Here is an 18,571-nt window from a genome sequence, read left to right as displayed (position 1 = left end):
CGACCCCATGACCCGCACGGATCGGCGGACGGAGACCTCGTCTCCGTCCGCCGAGTACATGTGCGGTCTCCGTCCGCCGATCCGTGTCTGTGTCACTTCCTCCGTCTGCGCCTCACGAGCACCAGCACGAGCACGGCGACGACGACCCCACCGGCCATCGCGATCAGATCGTGCCGGTTGCGGACCTCCTCGACGCGTTCGGCCGCGGACTGCTTGACCCGGGTGGGAACGTCGAGTCTGTCGGTGAGTTCGCCGACGGTCGCGGCGAGTTCGGCCCGTTGACGTTCGATGTCGGCCACCTCGTCCGGACGACCACCGTTGTCGGATGCGGTCACTTCGTTGCTCCCTTCGCGGCGTCGATGTCGGCGCGGACACTGGCGGCCGTGCGTTCCGGTACGGGCGGTGCGGCGTTCTTCGCCTTCGAGGCCCCGACCGCGGCGAGGATGCCACCGATGACGAGCACCACGAGCGCAACGATCAGAGCCGCGAGCCACGGTTCGACGGCGGTGGCGAGGCCGAGCACGGCCGTCGCGATCAGCGTCGCCAGACCGAGGAACAACAGGATCGCTCCCGCACCCGAGATCCCCACACCCACACCGATGCGGGTGCCCTTGGATTTGACCTCCTCGAGCGCGTGCGAGACCTCGGTTCGCACCAGGGTCGAGACCTGTTCGGTGAGTCGCTCGGTGAGCTCGACCGTGGACAGATTCTTCGGTTGTTCGGCCACGGGGCGAGCATTGCCGGCGGGTGTCGTCATCGCGGATTCCTTTCCGTCGTGGGCCCGGTAGGGCCCACGGGGTCGGCCGCCTCTCCGGAGGAGCCGTCGGGGTTGTCGGTGCTGTGGGCCTCACGCAGCCTGCGCCCGTGCTCGACGAGTTCTTCCAGCTTGGCGGCGTTCTTCTCGCTGACGCGCGAATCACGTTCGGGCAGTTGCAGTGTCTTCTCGGCAGGCATACCGGCCTGCAGCTGGCGGCCACGTTCCATCTCGGCGTCGAACTCGGCACCGAACAACAGGGCCAGATTGGTGATCCACAACCACAGCAGGAAGATCACCGCGCCGGCGAGTGAGCCGTAGGTCTTGTTGTAGCTGCCGAAATTCGAGACGTAGAAGGCGAATGCCACCGAGGCCACGATCCACACGACGATCGCGATGAGCGATCCCAGGCTGACCCAGCGGAACTTCGGCTGGGACACGTTGGGCGTCGCGTAGTACAGCACGGCGACGATCATGACCACCAGTGCGAGCATCACGGGCCACTTGACGATGTTCCACACCGTCACGGCGGTGTCGCCGAGGCCGATGACGTCGCCGATCGTGCGTGCGACCGGACCGCTGATCACGAGCATCAGGGCGGTCGCACCGGCGGCCACCAGGGCCACAGCAGTGATCAGCAGCATCAGCGGGCGCAGCTTCCAGACGGGCCGGCCCTCCTCGATCTCGTAGATCCGGTTCATGGCGCGGCCGAATGCGCCGACATATCCCGATGCGGACCACAGCGCGCCCAGAATACCGACTACCAGGGCGAATCCGGCTGTCGGTGCGGACACGAGCTGTTCGATCGGTCCTCGGAGGGTGTCGACGGCGGAGGACGGGGCGAGGTCCTCGACCATGCCGAGCACAGTGTCGACCGTCGTCTGCCCCTGGCCGAACACGCCGAGCAACGAGACCACGACGAGCAGGGCGGGGAACAACGACAGGACGGCGTAGTACGTCAGTGCAGCGGCGAGATCGGTGCACTGGTCTCGACTGAACTCCCGAATCGTCCTGCGCAGCACATATTTCCACGACGGCGTGGACAGATCGGTCGGAGAGTCGGGTTTGCGCGGGTCATCGGGGGCAAGCGTGGCACCCGACGATCCGTCACCTCTGTGCTCGGCGTCCATACTGCGGCGGGTACCCCCCGTCACACACCGATCAAACTCACAGTCGCACCGCGGCCGAACCACCGCCGGAGCGGTGCCACGGCCGTACGATTCGGCTCATGGCCGACGCCCCACTCGAAGGATCCGCCGACGGTTTCGCGGACATCGCCTCGCAGCTCGACTACCCGATGTTCATCGTCACTGCATTCGACGGTGAGGAACGCAGCGGTTGCCTGATCGGCTTCGCGACCCAGTCCGCGATCGATCCGGCCCGCTTCCTGGTGGCGCTGTCGAACAAGAACCGGACCTACCGGGTGGCGTCGAAGGCGAAGCACCTCGCCGTGCACGTCCTGACCCCGGCAGACCGCGAACTGGCAGCGCTGTTCGGCGAGCACACCGGCGACGACATCGACAAGTTCGACCGCTGCTCGTGGCGCGAGGGACCCCACGGTCTGCCCGTGCTGGACGGTCCGCGTGCGTGGTTCGTCGGCCGGATCCTCGAGACGTTCACGACCGGCGACCACGGGGGTTTCCTCCTCGAGCCCGAGCGCGGTGAGCTCCGCGGCGACTTGGACCGCCTCATGACCTTCAAGTCCGTGGGCGATCTCGACGCCGGGCACGGCGCGTGACGTGCATCCGGCGGGCGGGAGTGGTCTGATCGGCGACATGCGACGACTCGACGGCACCGATGCGGCGCAGCACGTGGACGACACGGCGCTGCGCGCTCTCTACGCCTACCCCGACGATCTGTCCCGGCCGTGGATGCGGATCAACTTCGTGTCCTCCCTCGACGGAGCCGTGGCGGTCGAGGGACGATCCGGTGCCCTCGGCTCGCCCGCCGACAAGAAGGTCTTCGGGTTGCTGCGCGAACTCGCCGACGTGATCCTCGTGGGCGCGGGCACCGTGCGGGCCGAGAACTACGGCGGCGCCCGGACCAGCGAGGCCTTGCGTGCGCGCCGGGAGGAGGCCGGACTCGCTCCGATACCGCCGGTCGCGGTGGTGACGGCCTCGTGCGACCTGCCGTCCGAGCTGCGGCTGTTCACCGACACGACGATCCCGCCCGTGGTGTTCACGACCGCGCGTGCCCCCGAGACCGCCCGGCGCGCGGTGGAGGCCGCCGGAGGCGACGTCCGTGTCATCGCCGACGCGGTGATCGACGGGCCCTCCCTGCTCGCGGCGATCGGCGAGGCGGGCTGGCTCCGGGTGCTGTGCGAGGGCGGACCGAATCTGTTCGGCCGCATGATCGAGGACGGCGTCGTCGACGAGCTGTGCCTGACCTGGGCTCCGGTCCTGGCGGCCGGCAACGCCGCGCGTATCGCGCACTCGCCGACCGCTGCTCTGACTCCCCTGCGACGTGCGCACCTGGTGTGCGACGACGACGGCACCCTGCTCACCCGCTGGGTGCGACCCGATGCTCTGGAAGGAGACACGCATGGCCGATGACGACGTGGTGGAGGGGACGGACACCTCCGACGAGTTGATCGAGCAGCTGGCTCAGCTCGCTTCCGACAAGGAGCTGACGCTCGGCTGCGCGGAGTCGCTCACCGCGGGCACGCTCGCAGCCCGCCTGGGTGCCGCGAAGGGCAGCTCCGACTGGTTCCGCGGCGGCATCGTCGCGTACTCGCGCGAGGTCAAGTACGGCCTGCTCGAGGTTGCGGAAGGCCCGGTCGTGTGCGAGAGCGCGGCCCGCACGATGGCGGAGAGCACCTCCCGCCTTCTGGGCGCGGACATCGTCGTCGCCGTGAGCGGGGCCGGTGGCCCCGACCCGCAGGACGGCCGCCCACCGGGCACGGTCTGCTTCGCGACGACCGGTCCGGACGGCACCCGCAGCGAGGAGCAGCGCTTCGACGGTGATCCCGAGAAGGTACTCGCGAAGACCGTGCGTCACGCCCTGTCGTTGCTCGTCGAGCGCGCGTCCGCCTGAAAATCGGATGCGATCTCCTACCCGCGGGGCCTAACGTGACGAGCATGCGCGTCGTCTTCACGAAGGGTCCCGGCATCGGGTACGAGATCGCGGTGCACCGCGACACCGGTCCGGAGCTCGCTCCGCGCAACGGCCCGGGCGGTCACCCCTATCTCCCCCACGACCTCGTGCACCTGCTGGTCGAGAAGGAGGCAGGGATCGAACTCGGAGTCTTCGGGCAGTTGGCCGCAGGCGACAACGGCATGTTCTGGCCCGTCGACAACGCGGAGCGGACCAGAGCGGGTCGGCGTCGGCGCTCGAAGAAGCATGCGATGTCGCCGCGCGCAGAGGACGACATGATCAGGTCGGAGACACTGGCGCGCATCGCCGTTCCCGTCTGGGAGGTGCGACGCGGTCTGGCGCAGAGCCTTCCGGCATATGTGTCCGCGCACGATGTCACCCCGGTGGTCGACCGGATCGTGGCCACCTTCGACGACCACGCCGACCGGTGGCATGCGCTACCGGTCGGCGGGTCGCTGACGGTCACCTGGAAGGTGTCGCTACAGAACCGACGGTGACACGTCGAGGGTCGTGCGGTCGAGACTCGCGAGCAGATCGAACTGCGGTCCGGTCCTGGGCAGTTCGAAGCGGAAGAAATACCGTGCGGCGGCGCGCTTCCCGTCGAAGAAGTCGCCCTCGCGGTCGCCCACCGCGAGGAGCTGCTCGAGCCACATCCATGCCACCACCACGTGCCCGACGGCTTCGAGGTAGACCGACGAGTTGGCCAGGGCCACAGCAGGATCGCCGGTGGACCACAGCGTCGCGGTCGTTTCCGCGACGCGCGCCACGGCCGAGCCCAGCTGCTCCGCGTAGGCGGCGGCGTCGCCCCCGGCCTGCGTCGCCCGGGTGATCGTCTCTCCCACCGCTTCGCCGAGCAGCGCGAGAGCGGCACCGCCCTGCATGATCACCTTGCGGCCGAGCAGGTCGAGGCCCTGGATGCCGTGCGTGCCTTCGTGAATGGGGTTGAGTCGGTTGTCGCGGTAGAACTGCTCGACGTCGAACTCGCGGGTGTAGCCGTAGCCGCCGAGCACCTGGATCGCGAGGCTGTTGGCCTCGAGGCACCACTGCGACGGCCAGGACTTCGCGATGGGGGTGAGCAGGTCCAGCAGTAGACCGGCACGGGTGCGCTCGTCGTCGCTCTCGGCGGTGCGCTGCACGTCGACGAGCTTCGAGCAGTACAACCCCAGCGCGAGAGCACCTTCGACATAGGACTTCTGCGCCAACAACATTCGTCGCACATCGGCGTGTTCGACGAGCGGCACCTGCGGCGAGGACGGATCCTTGGCGCCGAGCGGCCGGCCCTGCGTGCGGGTACGGGCGTAGTCGAGCGACTGCAGGTATCCGGCGTAGCCGAGGGAGGTGGCGAGGAAGCCGACGCCGATCCGGGCCTCGTTCATCATGTGGAACATGTACGACAGGCCCTTGTGCGGCTCACCGAGCAGGTAGCCGACCGCGCCGGCCTCACCGCCGGGGGTGTGGACACCCTCGCCGAAGTTGAGCAGGGTGTTGGTGGTGCCGCGGTTGCCCATCTTGTGGTTGAGGCCGACGAGCGCGACGTCGTTGCGTTCGCCGAGCGTGCCGTCGGCCTCGACGAGGAACTTCGGGACGATGAACAGCGAGATGCCCTTCACGCCGTCCGGACCGCCGGGGATCTTGGCGAGGACGAGGTGGACGATGTTCTCGGTGAGTTCGTGGTCGCCGCCGGAGATCCACATCTTGGTGCCGGTCAGCCGGTAGGTGCCGTCGGCGGCAGGCACGGCCCTGGTGGTGATGTCGGCGAGCGACGAACCGGCCTGCGGTTCGGACAGGCACATGGTGCCGAAGAAGCGGCCCTCGAGCATCGGCGGCACGAAGGTCTCGATCTGCTCGTCGCTGCCGTGGGTGACCAGCAGGCTCGCGTTGGCGGCGGTGAGGAAGGGATAGGCCGAGGTGCCGGCGTTCGCGGCCTGGAACCACGCCATCGAGGCACGCTGCACGGTGACCGGCAGTTGCATGCCGCCGTGCTCCTCGTCGAACCCGCCGGCGAGGAGTCCCGCCTTGCAGAACAGGTCGAGCGCGTCCTTGACCTCGGGGATGATCTCAACGCGACCGTCCTCGCCGATGCGAGGCTCCTGGGCGTCGCCCTTCTTGTTGTGGGTCGCGAAGTGCTTGGTGGCGATGTCGGCGCTCAGGTCGAGCACGGCGTCGAAGGTCTCCCGGGAGTGCTCGGCGAAGCGATCCCGCGCTGTGAGGGACTCGATGTCGAGCCAGTCGTACAGGAGGAAGTCCAGGTCGCGGCGGGACAGTACGGGAGAGGGCATCGAGGATCCTTTCGGGCGACTCGGATATCGGCCGTAGCAGGAACGAACTCAGCAGAACGAACTAAGCGCTCACTCAGTAGACCAACGACGGTGCATGATGTCAACGACGCCTTCTCCGCGACCCGCAGGACGGACCCCGTGACCGACACACCCGAGCAGACCCCCGACGCCTCTCTTGTCGCAGCGCTTCCAAGCGGGGGATCCGAGGTCGCACGTCGGCTGGTCGCCTCCGCGGTGGAGTCCTTCGCACGCCGCGGCTACCACGCGACCACCACCCGCGACATCTCCGTCGGCGCAGGGTTGAGCCCCGCGGCGCTCTACGTGCACTTCCCGTCCAAGGAGGCCGTGCTCTTCGAGGCCGGCCGCAACGGGCACCTCCACGTTCTCGAGGAGGTCGAGAGCGCCGCCACGAGTTCCACCGACCCGATCGTGCGGATCCGAGCCATCGTCGACCGCTTCGTGCGGATCCACGCCGTGCACCACACCACCTGCCGGGTCGCGCAGTACGAACTGCACGCGCTCTCGGAGGAGCACTACCGCGAGATCGCGGAGATCCGCAGACGCACCGACGCGGTGGTCCGTGAGGTCATCTCCTCGGGGGTCGACAGCGGCGCGTTCCGGGTCGGCGACGTGCCCACCGCAGCGCTGGCGATCCTGTCGCTGGGGATCGACGTCGCGCGGTGGTACCGGCCCGGCCGCGTGGACGTCGACGATCTGGCCCGCAACTACGTCGACCTCGCGTTGTCGATGCTCGGGACGCCCCGGAACTGAACGACGACGAGGCCCGCAACCCGGTGCTTCCACCGGTGTTGCGGGCCTCGAATGTCGTTGCGGGTCGGTTATCCGACGCCGAGCAGATCGATCACGAAGACCAGGGTCTTGCCTCCGAGCGGATGCCCGGAACCGGCCGGTCCGTACGCGAGCTGCGGGGGCACCGTGAGCTTGCGACGTCCACCGACGCGCATGCCCGGAATGCCTTCCTGCCAGCCCGGGATCAGCCGTCCGAGCGGGAAGCGGACGGAGTCGCCACGAGCGAACGACGAGTCGAACACATCGTTGGTGTCGTACTCCACCCCGTGGTAGTGCACGTCGACCACACCGCCGGGCTGCGCTTCGTCGCCGTCACCGATGGTGATGTCCTCGACGACGAGATCGGCGGGAGCCGGGCCGGTCGCCGGCTCGACCGTCGGAACCTCCGGCGGCACCTGCACGGCGAGCAGGTCGATGATGAACACCAGCGTCTTGCCCGACAGGCGGTGGCCCGATCCGGCGGGACCGTAGGCGAGCTCCGGCGGGATGGTCAGCTGGCGACGGCCGCCGACCTTCATGCCCGGGATGCCCTCCTGCCAGCCGGCGATCAGACCGGACAGCGGGAAGGTGATGGACTCACCACGGCTCCACGACGAATCGAACTCTTCACCGGTATCGAACTCGACCCCGACGTAGTGGACTTCGACCTTCGATCCGGGCTCCGCTTCGGCACCTTCGCCGACCACCAGGTCCTTGATGACCAACTGGGTGGGGGCGGGGCCCTCCTGGAACTCGATTTCGGGCTTTGTCATGCGTGTCTCCTCGTCGGGATTCGGTCGATCTTTCCGGTCGCTACGAGGGTTCAGCGCTCCTCGAGGGACGTGTACGGACGCTCGGTGTAACCGGTGTAGATCTGACGCGGACGGCCGATCTTCAGGGTCGGGTCCGAGTGCATCTCACGCCAGTGCGCGATCCAGCCGGGCAGGCGTCCGAGGGCGAACAGCACGGTGAACATGCGGTCCGGGAAGCCCATCGCACGGTAGATCAGGCCCGTGTAGAAGTCGACGTTCGGGTAGAGCTTGCGCTCGATGAAGTAGTCGTCCGTGAGGGCGGCCTCTTCGAGCTTCATGGCGATCTCGAGCAGTTCGTCGCCCGCACCGAGCTTCTTGAGGATGCGGTCGGCGGTCTTCTTGACGATCGCGGCCCGCGGGTCGTAGTTGCGGTAGACGCGGTGTCCGAAGCCCATGAGCTTCACGCCGTCTTCCTTGTTCTTGACCTTGCGGACGAAATCCTTGACGTCGCCGTCGGACTTCTGGATGCCGTCGAGCATCTCGAGCACGGCCTGGTTGGCGCCGCCGTGCAGCGGGCCCCACAGTGCGTTGATGCCGCCCGAGATGGACGTGAAGAGGTTGGCGTCGGAGGAACCGACGAGGCGCACCGTCGACGTCGAGCAGTTCTGCTCGTGGTCGGCGTGCAGGATGAGCAGCATGTCGAGCGCCTGAGCGATCTCGGGATCGATCTCGTAGGGCTCGGCGGGGAAGCCGAAGGTCATGCGCAGGAAGTTCTCGACCAGCGACAGCGAGTTGTCGGGGTAGAGGAAGGGCTGACCGACAGACTTCTTGTAGGCGTAGGCCGCGATGGTCGGCAGCTTGGCGAGCAGACGGATCGTCGACAGCTCGACCTGCTCGGAGTCGTCCGGATCGAGGGAGTCGGGGTAGTACGCCGACAGGGCGTTGACCGCGCTCGACACGACGGGCATCGGGTGCGCGTTGCGCGGGAAGCCGTCGAAGAACCGCTTGAGATCCTCGTGCAGGAGGGTGTGGCGGCGGATCTTGTCGGTGAAGACCTCGAGCTGCTCCGAAGTCGGCAGCTCACCGTAGATCAGCAGGTAGCTGACCTCGATGAACGTCGACTTCTCGGCGAGCTGCTCGATCGGGTATCCGCGATACCGCAGAATGCCCTTCTCGCCGTCGATGTACGTGATCGCCGACTTCGTGGAGGCGGTGTTGACGAAACCCGGGTCGAGGGTGGTGTACCCGGTCGCCGCGAGGAGCTTGCCCAGCTCGATACCGTCATTGCCTTCCGTCGCCTTGGCGATCGACATCGTGTGTTCGCCACCGGGGTAGCTGAGGGTGGGGTTGGTGTCATTCTCAGCGGGCACGAAGGATCCCTCTCAAGCTCAGACCTACGAGAAACTTCCGGACATTCACGTAGAACCTAGCCGTAGCGCGGGGTATGCGCTGCGGCAGGGTCCGCCGAAAGTCCTCGATCGGTATGTCGTCCATGTGGGTTCCGAACGCTCGCCCGCACCCTCCGCGACTGTGCCGCAAGGCCGGCACACGCCGATAACCTGCGGCAATACTACCCGGGTCTCACCAAGGTCGTTACGCGGGGATCTGCGTCGATCCGGCGCCCCACGCCGGTCACTGTACTCACGGCACGGCGAAGAGCGCATCGACCAGCACGGCGGTGGTCTCCGCGACGGGTCCGCCCTCGAGGGGGGCGTCGGGGTCACCCGTGGTCGAGTCCGACAGGATCGCCAACACCATCGGCTGCCCGTCCGGAGACCACACCACTCCGGCGTCGTTCACCGTCCCGTGGTTGCCTCCGCCCGTCTTGTCCGCCGACGTCCATCCCGGCGGCAGACCCCCGCGGATCCGGGTGTCCGAGGTGGTGGTCGCCCGCATCCAGCCGAGCAGTGTGCGCTGCTGGGGATCGGGCAGCCCCGAGCCGAGCAGCACCTCACGGAATCCGTGAGCGAGTCCTGCGGCGGTGGTCGTGTCGCGCTCGTCACCCCGGGCCGCCTCGTTGAGTTCGGGTTCCCACCGGTTGAGCCGGGTGACCTCGTCCCCGACGGAGCGGGCGAAGGCGGTGACGGCATCGGGCCCACCGATCCGGTGCAGCATCAGGTTTCCGGCGGTGTTGTCGCTGCGGGTGAGGGCGGCCTCGCACAGCCGGTCGAGCGGCAGCACACGCCCCTGATGTTCCGAGGTCACCGGCGAATTGACGACGATGTCGTCCGGGTCGATCGGAAAGGTCTCGTCGAGCCGGAGGGATCCCTCCGACTCGAGGCGCAGGATCGCCGCGGCGGCGTAGACCTTGAAAGGCGAACAGATCGCGAACCGTTCGTCGGCCCGGTAGGTGTGGACGCGCCCGGTCACCGGCGACTGCGCGAACACTCCGAGCCTCACGGCGTAGCGGTCCTCGATCTCCATCAGACGCTTGTCGACCCCGGCGGCGAGCAGTTGCGTATCGGGTACCGAATCGGCCGTCGTCGACGGGACCGTGCCGACGGGACCGTCCTGCGAGCCGCAGGCCGCCGCGGCGGCGACGGAGGACAGAGCGAGGGTGGAGTGGAGAAAACGCCTGCGCGACAATCTGTTACGGAAGAGGGACTCGGTGGATGTCATGCCGACAGGACACCACCGACAGGAATCGCCCCGCCAATACGCACCTGCCGCCCGCACGAGTCGGAAAAACTATCGCCGCTGTTCGAAACGGGGAGGACGGGCGGGATCCGGCCGCGCGACACACCGGGTCGGCGAGTCACCCGCCCGTGCTGATTGAATCCCTGCCATGGACCTGATCCGCCACCTCCGGTTCTTCGTCACCGTCGCGGAGGAAGGACACTTCGGCCGGGCTGCGGCGGCGCTCGACATGACGCAACCCCCTCTGTCACAAGGACTTCGGAAACTCGAACAACATCTGGGTTCCGAACTCGTGCATCGCACCAGGCAGGGAGCGGTCCTCACTCCCGCCGGAGCGGAGCTGCTCCCCCGCGCGCGTCTCCTCGTCGACGACGCCGACCGCTTCCTCGCCGAGGCCGGACGTGTCGCCCGCGCCCGGGGGCTCCTGCACTGGGGGGCCACCCGCGCGCTGCCCGACCGCCTGGTGACCCTGTGCGTCACAGCTCTGAGCCGACGCGGTGAGGCAACCGTGTCGACGCGATCCGCGAGCACCGTCGAGCTCGTCGACGCCGTGCGATCGGGGATGTGCGATCTCGCCGTCGTCGAACATCCGGCCCTGACCGAGGGACTGGACGCCGGCCCGGTGGTCAAACTCCGGCGATGGCTGGTCGTGCCGGCCGACCACCGCAGCGCCCGCTCCGACCGGCCGCGTCTGCCGATGCTCTCCGACCTGACGTTCGCCGCGCCGCCACGGGCGGGGAACCCGGCGTCCTTCGACGCCGTGCAGGATCTGCTGCGCGAACGAGGACTCGATGTCGACACCACCCCGGCGGTCGACGACCGCGCGGTGCTCGCCGCCGTGGCCGCCGGTACCCACTTCGGGGTGTCGACCTCGCCGCCCGGCGCGGTGCCCGGCGTGGCCTGGCTGGACTGGGCGCCGTCCGCGCTGGCCTTGCGGGTGCGCATCGTGCGACGTGCCGACGCCGACGTCGGTGTGCACGTCGACGCCCTCGACCGCGTCCTGTTCAAGGAGCGGGTCCGGTGAACGGCGGGGTTCGCCGGGACACGGCCGTCGACCGGATCCGGGCGGTCTTCGCGGATGCGGGCTGCACGGGATGGCTGCACGCCCGCCGGTGTGCGGATCCGCGGGCGGCGATGCTGTCGGTGCGCGGGGACGAACGCGTGGTCCTCGCGTCGGTGTACAAGCTTCCGTTGTTCCTCGCGTTCTGCGCGGAGGTGGACGCGGGCCGGCTCGACGCATCCGGACAGCTGCGGATCGTGCCGTCGGACTGCACCCCCGGCCCGACGGGGATCGCGAGCTTCCGGGATCCGGTGACGATGAGCCGACGCGATGTGGCCGCGTCGATGATGACGGTGTCCGACAACGCAGCGGCCGACGTGCTGCTCGGCGAGATCGGCACGACCGCCGTCGAGGAACTCCTCACGCGCCTCGGACTCACGCGGACCCGGATCGTCGGTGGGACCGCGGACGTCTATCAGCGCCTCGTCGAGGAGACGGACACCCGCACCACCGTCGAGGCGTTCCGGGCGCTCACCGATATCGACGCGGCCTGGACCGTCTCGGCGTACGACCCTGCCTACACGAGCGCGACCACCCCGGAGGAGATGACCCGGCTGCTCGAGGCCGTGTGGTCGGGCTCGGCGCTCTCGCCCGAGAGCACCGCCTTCGCGCAACAGGTGATGCGCGCCCAGATCTGGCCGCACCGCATCGCATCGGGCTTCCCGCATCGCGGGGTCGCGATCGCCGGCAAGACCGGCACGATCGGCATCATCCGCAACGAGGTGGCGGTCGTCGAGTTCCCCGGCGAGTATCCGATCGCCGTCGCGGTGTTCACCCGCGCCGCCCGCGCGGACCCCGTACTGCCGGTGGTCGACGCGGCGATCGGAGAGGCCGCGCGCATCGCCGTCACGGAGTTGCGGGCTCCCCTGCCGGACGACCCCGCGGGCCCGTCAGCCGGGAGTGCGTGAGACCCGGTAGCGCACGAAGGCCGGGAAGGCGACGACGCACACGAGCGTGCCGACGATGACGAGGACACCGCCACCGGCAGCCGCGACCGCCGTGCCCGCAGCCGCTGCGGCGGCGCCGTGGAGCACGTCGCCGATGCGCGGTCCTCCCGCGACGACGACGATGAACACGCCCTGCAACCGGCCGCGCATCTCGTCGGTGGCGACGGTCTGCAGCATCGTCGAGCGGAAGGCCGCGGACACCATGTCGACCGCCCCGCCGAAGGCCAGGAAGAACAGGGCAACCCACAGCAGCAGACCGCTGCCGTCGGGCTCGGCCCACCACACCGCGGCACCGAAACCGACCATCGCCACGCCCCACAGGACGATGCACACGATCACGGCGAGACCCTGGCGTTGTACGCGCGGCAGCCATCCGGAGAAGACGCCGCCGACCACCGCGCCGACCGACATCGCCGCGAACAGCAGGCCGAGGGCGAAGCCACCCTGCGCCGGATCGCCGAACGACTCGTGGGCGATCTGCGGGAACAGGGCGCGCGGCATCCCGAACACCATGGCGACGATGTCGACGACGAACGACGCCAGCAGGATCTTCTGGCCCGACAGGTACCGGAAACCGTCGAAGACCGCACGCAGTCCGGCCTTGGTGACCTCACCGAGCGGTGGGACCGCCGGAAGCCGGACCACCGCCCACAGCGTGGCGAGCAGGAAGATCGCGTCCAGCAGGTAGAGGGTGGACAGACCCACGACGGGAATGAGAGCGCCGGCGAACAACGGGCCGGCGATCGCCCCGAACTGCACGACCGTCATGTTGAGCGAGGTGGCCGCCGCGATCTGCCCGACCGGCAGCAACCGCGGGATCACCGCCGCCCGGGTGGGCTGGTTGACGGCGAAGAACGCCTGCTGCACCGAGAAGAGACAGAGCAGCACCCACACGTTGTTCAGTCCGCTCGCGGCCTGCGCCCACAGCAACAACGACGTGACACCGAGACCGGTGGAAGTGATGAGCAACAGTTTCCGGCGGTCCATCGCATCGGCGAGCGCCCCACCCCACAGGCCGAACACCACGAGCGGCACGAGCCCGAACACACCGGTGAGCCCCACATAGGCGGAGTTGCGGGTGATCTCGTAGATCTGCTGGGGTACGGCGACGACCGCCATCTGCGCACCGATGACGGTGACGATCCCGGCCCACCACAGCCGGGCGTAGTCCTTGTTACGCAGCGGTGTGGTGTCGGCGAGCAGGCGCCTCACGGTTGCAGACGCTCGGTGATCCAGCGGCCGTCGACCAGGCGGGTGCGGATCCGGTTGTGCAGCCGGTTGGGCCGGCCCTGCCAGAACTCGACCGACTCGGGCACGATGCGGAACCCGCCCCAGAACGGCGGTACCGGGATGTCGTCGTCGACCTCGTACCGCTCGGCGGCCTCGACGAGGGCGTGCTCGAGATCGGCGCGTTCCGCCACCGGACGCGACTGTTGCGACGCCCAAGCACCCAGGCGGGATCCGCGCGGCCGCGTCTGCCAGTACGCCAGGGTCTCCTCGTCGGACACGCGGACGACCGGCCCGCGGACGGTCACCTGCCGGTAGACCGGCAACCAGAGGAAGGTCGCCGACGCATAGGGGTGTCCGGCCAGATGCCGGCCCTTGTCGGATTCGAAGTTGGTGAAGAAGGTCAGGCCGTCGGCGTCGATCTTCTTGCACAGCACGGTGCGGGTCGCGGGGTGGCCGTGCTCGTCGACGGTCGCGAGCACCATCGCATTGGGTTCGGGCACCGCGGTGGCGACCGCATTCGCAAACCACGTACGCACCAGCGGAAGCCAGCCCTCGGCGACATCGCCGGGAGTGAGATCGCGGTCGGCCGGGGACTCGTCGGTCGGCCCCGCCGGGCTGTAGTCGACACGCATACGCGCGAGGTCGTCACCCTCGGGGCGCGGCAACGGGAAATCGGACGGCACGAACGACGACGGTACTCCCGGCATCCGGGCGGCGGCGCTCGGACCACGGAGGCTACAGTTTTCACGACGACCCGAGTGGGGCGCCGATCACACCTGACGGTGACCTCATTCCACCGGCAGCGCGGCCCGGACCGGGCCGTGCTCGAACGAGGAGAGCCCAACCGTCATGGCAGCGAGCGCGTCAGTTCCCGAGGATTTCGTCGCAGGACTCGAAGGCGTTGTCGCCTTCACGAGCGACATCGCCGAGCCCGACAAGGACGGTGGCGCACTGCGCTATCGCGGGGTCGATATCGAAGAGCTCGTCGAGAAGGGAGTCACCTTCGGTGACGTGTGGGCCCTGCTCGTCGACGGCGAGTTCGGTCGCGGCCTGCACCCGGCCGAGCCGTTCCCCCTCCCGATCCACACCGGCGACGTGCGCGTCGACGTCCAGGCCGGTCTCGCGATGCTCGCACCCATCTGGGGCTTCCGTCCGCTGCTCGACATCGACGACGCGACCGCCCGCGACAATCTCGCCCGCGCCGCGGTGATGGCCCTGTCCTATGTCGCCCAGTCCGCCCGCGGCATCTACCAGCCCGCCGTGCCGCAGCAGCGCATCGACGAGGCGAGCACCGTCACCGAGCGCTTCATGGTCCGCTGGAAGGGCGACCCGGATCCCAAGCACGTCGAGGCGATCGACGCCTACTGGGTGTCGGCGGCCGAGCACGGCATGAACGCCTCGACGTTCACCGCCCGGGTCATCGCCTCGACCGGCGCGGACGCGGCCGCCTCGCTCTCCGGCGCGGTCGGTGCGATGTCCGGCCCGCTGCACGGCGGCGCCCCGGCGCGCGTGCTGCCGATGATCGAGGAGACCGAACGCACCGGCGATCCGCGCGGGCTGGTCAAGGGCATCCTCGACCGCAAGGAGAAGCTCATGGGCTTCGGTCACCGCGTCTACCGCGCCGAGGACCCCCGCGCCCGGGTGCTGCGCAGCACCGCCCAGCGTCTCGCCGCTCCCCGCTTCGAGGCGGCGGCCGCGCTCGAACAGGCCGCCCTGGCCGAGCTGCGCGAGCGTCGTCCCGACCGGGCGATCGAGACCAACGTCGAGTTCTGGGCCGCAGTGATCCTCGATTTCGCCGAGGTCCCCGCGGCGATGATGCCCGCGATGTTCACCTGCGGACGGACCGCAGGCTGGTGCGCCCACATCCTCGAACAGAAGCGCCTGGGCAAGCTCGTGCGTCCCGCGGCGATCTACACCGGCCCCGATCCGCGCCCTGCCTCCGAGGTCACGGGCTGGGATTCGATCACGCATCGCTGATGCCTCTTCCCCGGCCGGGCCGACCAGCGCCCGGCCGGGGCTCCGAGGGGGCGGTCTAGACTACCTGTGCACCATGTCCCTCGACTCTTAGGACACGCATTCCGATGGCAGACGCGTCACCGATCATTCCCGCCGACCTCAAGCCCGCAGACGGCCGCTTCGGCTGCGGCCCGTCCAAGGTTCGTCCCGAGCAGCTGCAGTCGCTGGTCGACGTCGGCGCTTCGGTGTTCGGCACCAGCCACCGGCAGAAGCCGGTCAAGGACGTCGTCGCCCGTGTCCGCTCGGGTCTGCGCGACCTGTTCTCCCTGCCCGAGGGCTACGAGGTCGTCCTCGGCAACGGCGGCACCACCGCCTTCTGGGACGCCGCGGCCTTCGGTCTGATCCGGGAGCGCTCGCAGCACTTCACCTACGGCGAGTTCTCGTCGAAGTTCGCGACGGTCGCGAAGAAGAACCCGTTCATCGGCGATCCGATCGTCGTGGGTTCGGAGCCTGGCTCGGCTCCGGAGATCGTCGCCGACGCGTCGGCCGACCTCATCGGCTGGGCGCACAACGAGACCTCGACGGGTGTCGCGGTTCCCGTCCAGCGTCCTGCCGGCTCCGACAACGCCCTGATCGCGATCGACGCGACCTCGGGTGCCGGCGGCCTGCCGGTGAACATCTCCGACACCGACGTGTACTACTTCGCCCCGCAGAAGTGCTTCGCCGCCGACGGTGGCCTGTGGATCGCGCTGATGAGCCCGGCCGCGCTCGAGCGTGTCGCCGAGATCAAGGAGTCGGGTCGCTTCACCCCCGAGTTCCTGTCGCTGCCGATCGCCGTCGACAACAGCAGCAAGGACCAGACCTACAACACCCCGGCGCTGGCCACCCTGCTGCTGTTCGCCAACCAGATCGAGTGGCTCAACAGCAACGGCGGTCTCGACTGGGCCGTCGCGCGCACGAAGGATTCGTCCTCGCGCCTGTACGAGTGGGCCGAGGCGTCCGAGTACGCGACGCCGTTCGTCGCCGATCCGTCGCTGCGTTCGCAGGTCGTCGGCACCGTCGACTTCGCCGACTCCGTCGACGCGGCGCAGGTCGCGAAGATCCTGCGGGCCAACGGCATCGTCGACACCGAGCCGTACCGCAAGCTCGGCCGCAACCAGCTGCGCATCGGCATGTTCCCGGCCATCGATCCCGAAGACGTCACGCAGCTGACCAAGAGCATCGACTGGGTCGTCTCCCAGCTCTGAGCACCTCGCGCAGCGGGGCCGGGTCCGATGTCGGACCCGGCCCCGTTGTCGTCATAGTCTCGACCTCGCATCGAGACATTTCGGCGAACCCTGGACGATAACGCGCCGCGTCGGATTTCTTGCGATGTCGCTCGGCGTGGCGCGGCGTGTCCGGCCACGAAAAATATCCAGGTCGGTTACAGTCGGGCGGGTCAATCGCGATCGGCGCGAGGAGGTCAAGGTGCGAGAGCTTCGAGTGGTCGGTCTCGAGCCCGATGCTAAGCATGTGGTGCTCGCCGATCCCACGACGGGGGACAAGTTCCGCATTCCCGTCGACGACACCCTGCGCGCGGCCGCTCGCGGAGATCTGGCCCGTCTCGGACAGATCCAGATCGAGACGACCAGCCAGCTCCGCCCTCGCGAGATCCAGGCCCGCATCCGCGGCGGCGCCTCGGTCGAACAGGTGGCCGACGAGGCCGGGATCCCGGTCGCCAAGGTCGAACGGTTCGCCTATCCCGTCCTGCTCGAGCGGTCCCGAGCCGCCGACATGGCCAAGAAAGGCCATCCCGTCCGCCCCGACGGTCCCGCCGTCGAGACCCTCCACGAGATCGTCACGCAGGCCTTCCGCGCTCGCGGGCACAGCCTCGACGAAGCCGAGTGGGACGCCTGGCGCGACGACGAGGGCTTCTGGGTCGCGCAGCTGCGGTGGCACGCCGGCCGTTCCACGAACCGCGCCCACTGGCGCTACCAGCCCGACGCCCACGGCGGCACGATCACCGCGCTCGACGACATCGCCGCCGATCTGGTCGATCCCGACTGCGGCCGTCCCCTGCGCTACCTGACCCCGGTCTACTCGGCGCGCGACGTCGACGATTCCACCGAGGCCGAGAACGCCGAGCGCAACGCCCCGATAGCGCTGGAGGCTCCCGCTTCCGACGAACCTGCTCCCGAGCCGGTCGCCGACGAGGAGACCACCGTCGCCGTCACGGTGCCCGACGACACCGATGCATCGCGCGCGTCGCAGGCTCCCGCGAAGGACAAGCGCGGCAAGCCCGCCCTCCCCTCGTGGGACGACGTGCTGCTCGGTGTGCGCAGTAACGGACGCGTCTGAGGAAGTCGTCGACGATGTCGGCGACGATGTCGACGCTCTGGTACGTCGACGCACCCGATCCCGCAGCGGTCCTGCGCGAGTTCTCCCCGGACCGCGATGCGGCGCAAGCACTTCTGTCGCGCCTGTTCCCCGATCTCCAGGTCGACCCCGGCGTGCGGGTACCGCTGACCGAGGTCGGTGGTACCGACGGGCCGGGCACAGCCGGCGAGGACGGGGTCGAACGATTCTGGGTCGGCAGTTACCCCGGCGTGACGGTCGTATCGAGCCACCGATTCGCCCTGCGCCACCCGTCGGAGCTTCCCGCGATGTGGTTGCGTACACCCGCCGCGCAACGCACCTGCCTGCTGGCCTCCGATCCGGGCGGCGCGTGGGGATCGTTCGCCGTGTGGGAGTGCGGCAGGCTGCGGCGCAGCTTCGGGGCGAACACGGTCGAGTTCTTCGAGGACGAGGGCCTGCCGTTCGTGTGGGAACGACCGTTCTGGGCGGGTGAACACCCGCTCCGCTGGCCGCCGAACATCCCGCCGCCCCCGGAGTCCCTCCCCTTCCACCCGCGCAAGCTCGTCGAGGAGGCCCACGGCGCGTGGCTCGGATTCCGCTACGTCGGTCGTCGCGCCGACGAGCCGGACCCGCGCGAGATCGAGACGTGGAGTTTCACGTTGCGTACCCCGGTCCCGCAGATCACCGTCCCGGAGCCGAAGACCGGTTGGTGGCGGCGTCTCGTGGCGCGCTGACCTCTC

20 protein-coding genes and 1 pseudogene are annotated in these 18,571 nt (G+C 68.9%); 11 read left to right on the top strand and 10 right to left on the bottom strand.

All coding sequences use genetic code 11. The annotated features are described in order from the left end of the window. Positions 1 to 92: 92 nt before the first annotated feature. The 3 genes from U9J23_RS04600 to U9J23_RS04590 are packed head-to-tail and all read right to left on the bottom strand — an operon-like array spanning position 93 to position 1,884. Complete coding sequence (locus U9J23_RS04600) at positions 93 to 335, bottom strand: DUF3618 domain-containing protein (protein WP_272266763.1); 243 nt, start codon at positions 333 to 335, stop codon at positions 93 to 95. Beyond that, entirely contained in the window at positions 332 to 757 is a 426-nt protein-coding gene (locus U9J23_RS04595) for a phage holin family protein (RefSeq protein WP_272266765.1), read from the bottom strand. Before U9J23_RS04595 ends, U9J23_RS04600 begins: the two co-directional genes overlap by 4 nt. Further along, complete coding sequence (locus tag U9J23_RS04590) at positions 754 to 1,884, bottom strand: YihY/virulence factor BrkB family protein (protein WP_272266767.1); 1,131 nt, start codon at positions 1,882 to 1,884, stop codon at positions 754 to 756. Before U9J23_RS04590 ends, U9J23_RS04595 begins: the two co-directional genes overlap by 4 nt. Positions 1,885 to 1,982: 98 nt before the next feature. Between U9J23_RS04590 and U9J23_RS04585 the strand changes: the two genes are divergently transcribed. Genes U9J23_RS04585 through U9J23_RS04570 form a run of 4 tightly spaced genes read left to right on the top strand, consistent with a single transcriptional unit; the run spans position 1,983 to position 4,344 of the window. Next, complete coding sequence (locus tag U9J23_RS04585) at positions 1,983 to 2,492, top strand: flavin reductase family protein (protein WP_059381785.1); 510 nt, start codon at positions 1,983 to 1,985, stop codon at positions 2,490 to 2,492. Positions 2,493 to 2,529: 37 nt separating this feature from the next. After that, the gene (locus U9J23_RS04580; RefSeq protein ID WP_272266770.1) at positions 2,530 to 3,306 is read left to right on the top strand and encodes a pyrimidine reductase family protein; all 777 of its coding nucleotides are present in this window, start codon (positions 2,530 to 2,532) and stop codon (positions 3,304 to 3,306) included. Further along, entirely contained in the window at positions 3,296 to 3,787 is a 492-nt protein-coding gene (locus U9J23_RS04575; protein ID WP_059381786.1) for a CinA family protein, read from the top strand. The genes U9J23_RS04580 and U9J23_RS04575 overlap by 11 nt, the downstream gene beginning before the upstream one ends. A gap of 44 nt (positions 3,788 to 3,831) precedes the next feature. Then, entirely contained in the window at positions 3,832 to 4,344 is a 513-nt protein-coding gene (locus tag U9J23_RS04570) for a hypothetical protein (RefSeq protein WP_064059821.1), read from the top strand. Here the strand turns inward: U9J23_RS04570 and U9J23_RS04565 are convergent. After that, positions 4,327 to 6,126 (bottom strand): acyl-CoA dehydrogenase, encoded by a 1,800-nt coding sequence (locus U9J23_RS04565; RefSeq protein WP_326601591.1) that lies wholly within the window; start codon positions 6,124 to 6,126, stop codon positions 4,327 to 4,329. The two genes, U9J23_RS04570 and U9J23_RS04565, sit on opposite strands and share 18 nt — an antisense overlap. A gap of 138 nt (positions 6,127 to 6,264) precedes the next feature. Here U9J23_RS04565 and U9J23_RS04560 point away from each other — a divergent pair, with 138 nt between their 5' ends. Continuing rightward, the gene (locus tag U9J23_RS04560) at positions 6,265 to 6,897 is read left to right on the top strand and encodes a TetR/AcrR family transcriptional regulator (RefSeq protein ID WP_442802265.1); all 633 of its coding nucleotides are present in this window, start codon (positions 6,265 to 6,267) and stop codon (positions 6,895 to 6,897) included. Positions 6,898 to 6,965: 68 nt separating this feature from the next. Here the strand turns inward: U9J23_RS04560 and U9J23_RS04555 are convergent, their stop codons facing one another. The 4 genes and pseudogenes from U9J23_RS04555 to bla all read right to left on the bottom strand — a co-directional run bounded on the left by U9J23_RS04555 (position 6,966) and on the right by bla (position 10,253). Then, positions 6,966 to 7,331 carry an FKBP-type peptidyl-prolyl cis-trans isomerase gene (locus U9J23_RS04555; protein WP_229580578.1) on the bottom strand — a complete coding sequence of 122 codons (366 nt, stop codon included), beginning with the start codon at positions 7,329 to 7,331 and terminating at the stop codon, positions 6,966 to 6,968. A gap of 6 nt (positions 7,332 to 7,337) precedes the next feature. Beyond that, positions 7,338 to 7,688 (bottom strand): annotated as a pseudogene (locus tag U9J23_RS04550) (FKBP-type peptidyl-prolyl cis-trans isomerase); the annotation flags it as partial. A gap of 50 nt (positions 7,689 to 7,738) precedes the next feature. Then, positions 7,739 to 9,037 (bottom strand): citrate synthase, encoded by a 1,299-nt coding sequence (locus tag U9J23_RS04545; protein WP_080968201.1) that lies wholly within the window; start codon positions 9,035 to 9,037, stop codon positions 7,739 to 7,741. Positions 9,038 to 9,308: 271 nt separating this feature from the next. Further along, a complete protein-coding gene (gene bla, locus U9J23_RS04540) occupies positions 9,309 to 10,253 on the bottom strand; it encodes a class A beta-lactamase (protein ID WP_442802287.1) in 945 nt (314 codons plus the stop codon). A gap of 199 nt (positions 10,254 to 10,452) precedes the next feature. Here bla and U9J23_RS04535 point away from each other — a divergent pair, with 199 nt between their 5' ends. Further along, the gene (locus tag U9J23_RS04535; protein WP_059381791.1) at positions 10,453 to 11,328 is read left to right on the top strand and encodes a LysR family transcriptional regulator; all 876 of its coding nucleotides are present in this window, start codon (positions 10,453 to 10,455) and stop codon (positions 11,326 to 11,328) included. Then, entirely contained in the window at positions 11,325 to 12,272 is a 948-nt protein-coding gene (locus U9J23_RS04530; RefSeq protein ID WP_326601585.1) for a serine hydrolase, read from the top strand. The genes U9J23_RS04535 and U9J23_RS04530 overlap by 4 nt, the downstream gene beginning before the upstream one ends. Here U9J23_RS04530 and U9J23_RS04525 read toward each other — a convergent pair. Then, positions 12,255 to 13,523: an MFS transporter gene (locus tag U9J23_RS04525; protein WP_326601583.1), complete on the bottom strand. Its 1,269-nt coding sequence runs from the start codon at positions 13,521 to 13,523 to the stop codon at positions 12,255 to 12,257. The two genes, U9J23_RS04530 and U9J23_RS04525, sit on opposite strands and share 18 nt — an antisense overlap. Further along, entirely contained in the window at positions 13,520 to 14,206 is a 687-nt protein-coding gene (pdxH, locus tag U9J23_RS04520) for a pyridoxamine 5'-phosphate oxidase (protein ID WP_174247087.1), read from the bottom strand. The genes U9J23_RS04525 and pdxH overlap by 4 nt, the downstream gene beginning before the upstream one ends. Before the next feature lie 184 nt (positions 14,207 to 14,390). Here pdxH and U9J23_RS04515 point away from each other — a divergent pair, with 184 nt between their 5' ends. From U9J23_RS04515 to U9J23_RS04500, 4 genes are all read left to right on the top strand, one after another. Then, positions 14,391 to 15,518, top strand: coding sequence for a citrate synthase 2 (locus U9J23_RS04515; protein WP_326601581.1), 1,128 nt, complete (start codon positions 14,391 to 14,393; stop codon positions 15,516 to 15,518). Between the two features lie 104 nt (positions 15,519 to 15,622). Beyond that, positions 15,623 to 16,744 (top strand): phosphoserine transaminase, encoded by a 1,122-nt coding sequence (gene serC, locus U9J23_RS04510; protein ID WP_059381795.1) that lies wholly within the window; start codon positions 15,623 to 15,625, stop codon positions 16,742 to 16,744. Between the two features lie 220 nt (positions 16,745 to 16,964). Beyond that, positions 16,965 to 17,834, top strand: a complete 870-nt coding sequence (sepH, locus tag U9J23_RS04505; protein WP_326601578.1) for a septation protein SepH — start codon at positions 16,965 to 16,967, stop codon at positions 17,832 to 17,834. A 14-nt stretch (positions 17,835 to 17,848) separates the two neighbouring features. Beyond that, positions 17,849 to 18,565, top strand: coding sequence for a DUF6928 family protein (locus tag U9J23_RS04500; protein ID WP_326601576.1), 717 nt, complete (start codon positions 17,849 to 17,851; stop codon positions 18,563 to 18,565). The last annotated feature ends 6 nt before the right edge of the window (positions 18,566 to 18,571 follow it).

This window comes from Rhodococcus sp. PD04, from assembly GCF_035918275.1.
Lineage (GTDB): Bacteria > Actinomycetota > Actinomycetes > Mycobacteriales > Mycobacteriaceae > Rhodococcus > Rhodococcus rhodochrous.
This window is presented reverse-complemented; position numbering and strand designations above follow the sequence as displayed.

Coding starts and splice junctions, on each gene's coding strand:
- U9J23_RS04565 (WP_326601591.1), bottom strand. CDS start 6,126: ATGCCCTCTCCCGTACTGTCCCGCCGCGACCTGGACTTCCTCCTGTAC.
- U9J23_RS04580 (WP_272266770.1), top strand. CDS start 2,530: ATGCGACGACTCGACGGCACCGATGCGGCGCAGCACGTGGACGACACG.
- U9J23_RS04595 (WP_272266765.1), bottom strand. CDS start 757: ATGACGACACCCGCCGGCAATGCTCGCCCCGTGGCCGAACAACCGAAG.
- U9J23_RS04500 (WP_326601576.1), top strand. CDS start 17,849: ATGTCGGCGACGATGTCGACGCTCTGGTACGTCGACGCACCCGATCCC.
- serC (WP_059381795.1), top strand. CDS start 15,623: ATGGCAGACGCGTCACCGATCATTCCCGCCGACCTCAAGCCCGCAGAC.
- U9J23_RS04570 (WP_064059821.1), top strand. CDS start 3,832: ATGCGCGTCGTCTTCACGAAGGGTCCCGGCATCGGGTACGAGATCGCG.
- U9J23_RS04590 (WP_272266767.1), bottom strand. CDS start 1,884: ATGGACGCCGAGCACAGAGGTGACGGATCGTCGGGTGCCACGCTTGCC.
- U9J23_RS04585 (WP_059381785.1), top strand. CDS start 1,983: ATGGCCGACGCCCCACTCGAAGGATCCGCCGACGGTTTCGCGGACATC.
- U9J23_RS04575 (WP_059381786.1), top strand. CDS start 3,296: ATGGCCGATGACGACGTGGTGGAGGGGACGGACACCTCCGACGAGTTG.
- U9J23_RS04535 (WP_059381791.1), top strand. CDS start 10,453: ATGGACCTGATCCGCCACCTCCGGTTCTTCGTCACCGTCGCGGAGGAA.
- U9J23_RS04515 (WP_326601581.1), top strand. CDS start 14,391: ATGGCAGCGAGCGCGTCAGTTCCCGAGGATTTCGTCGCAGGACTCGAA.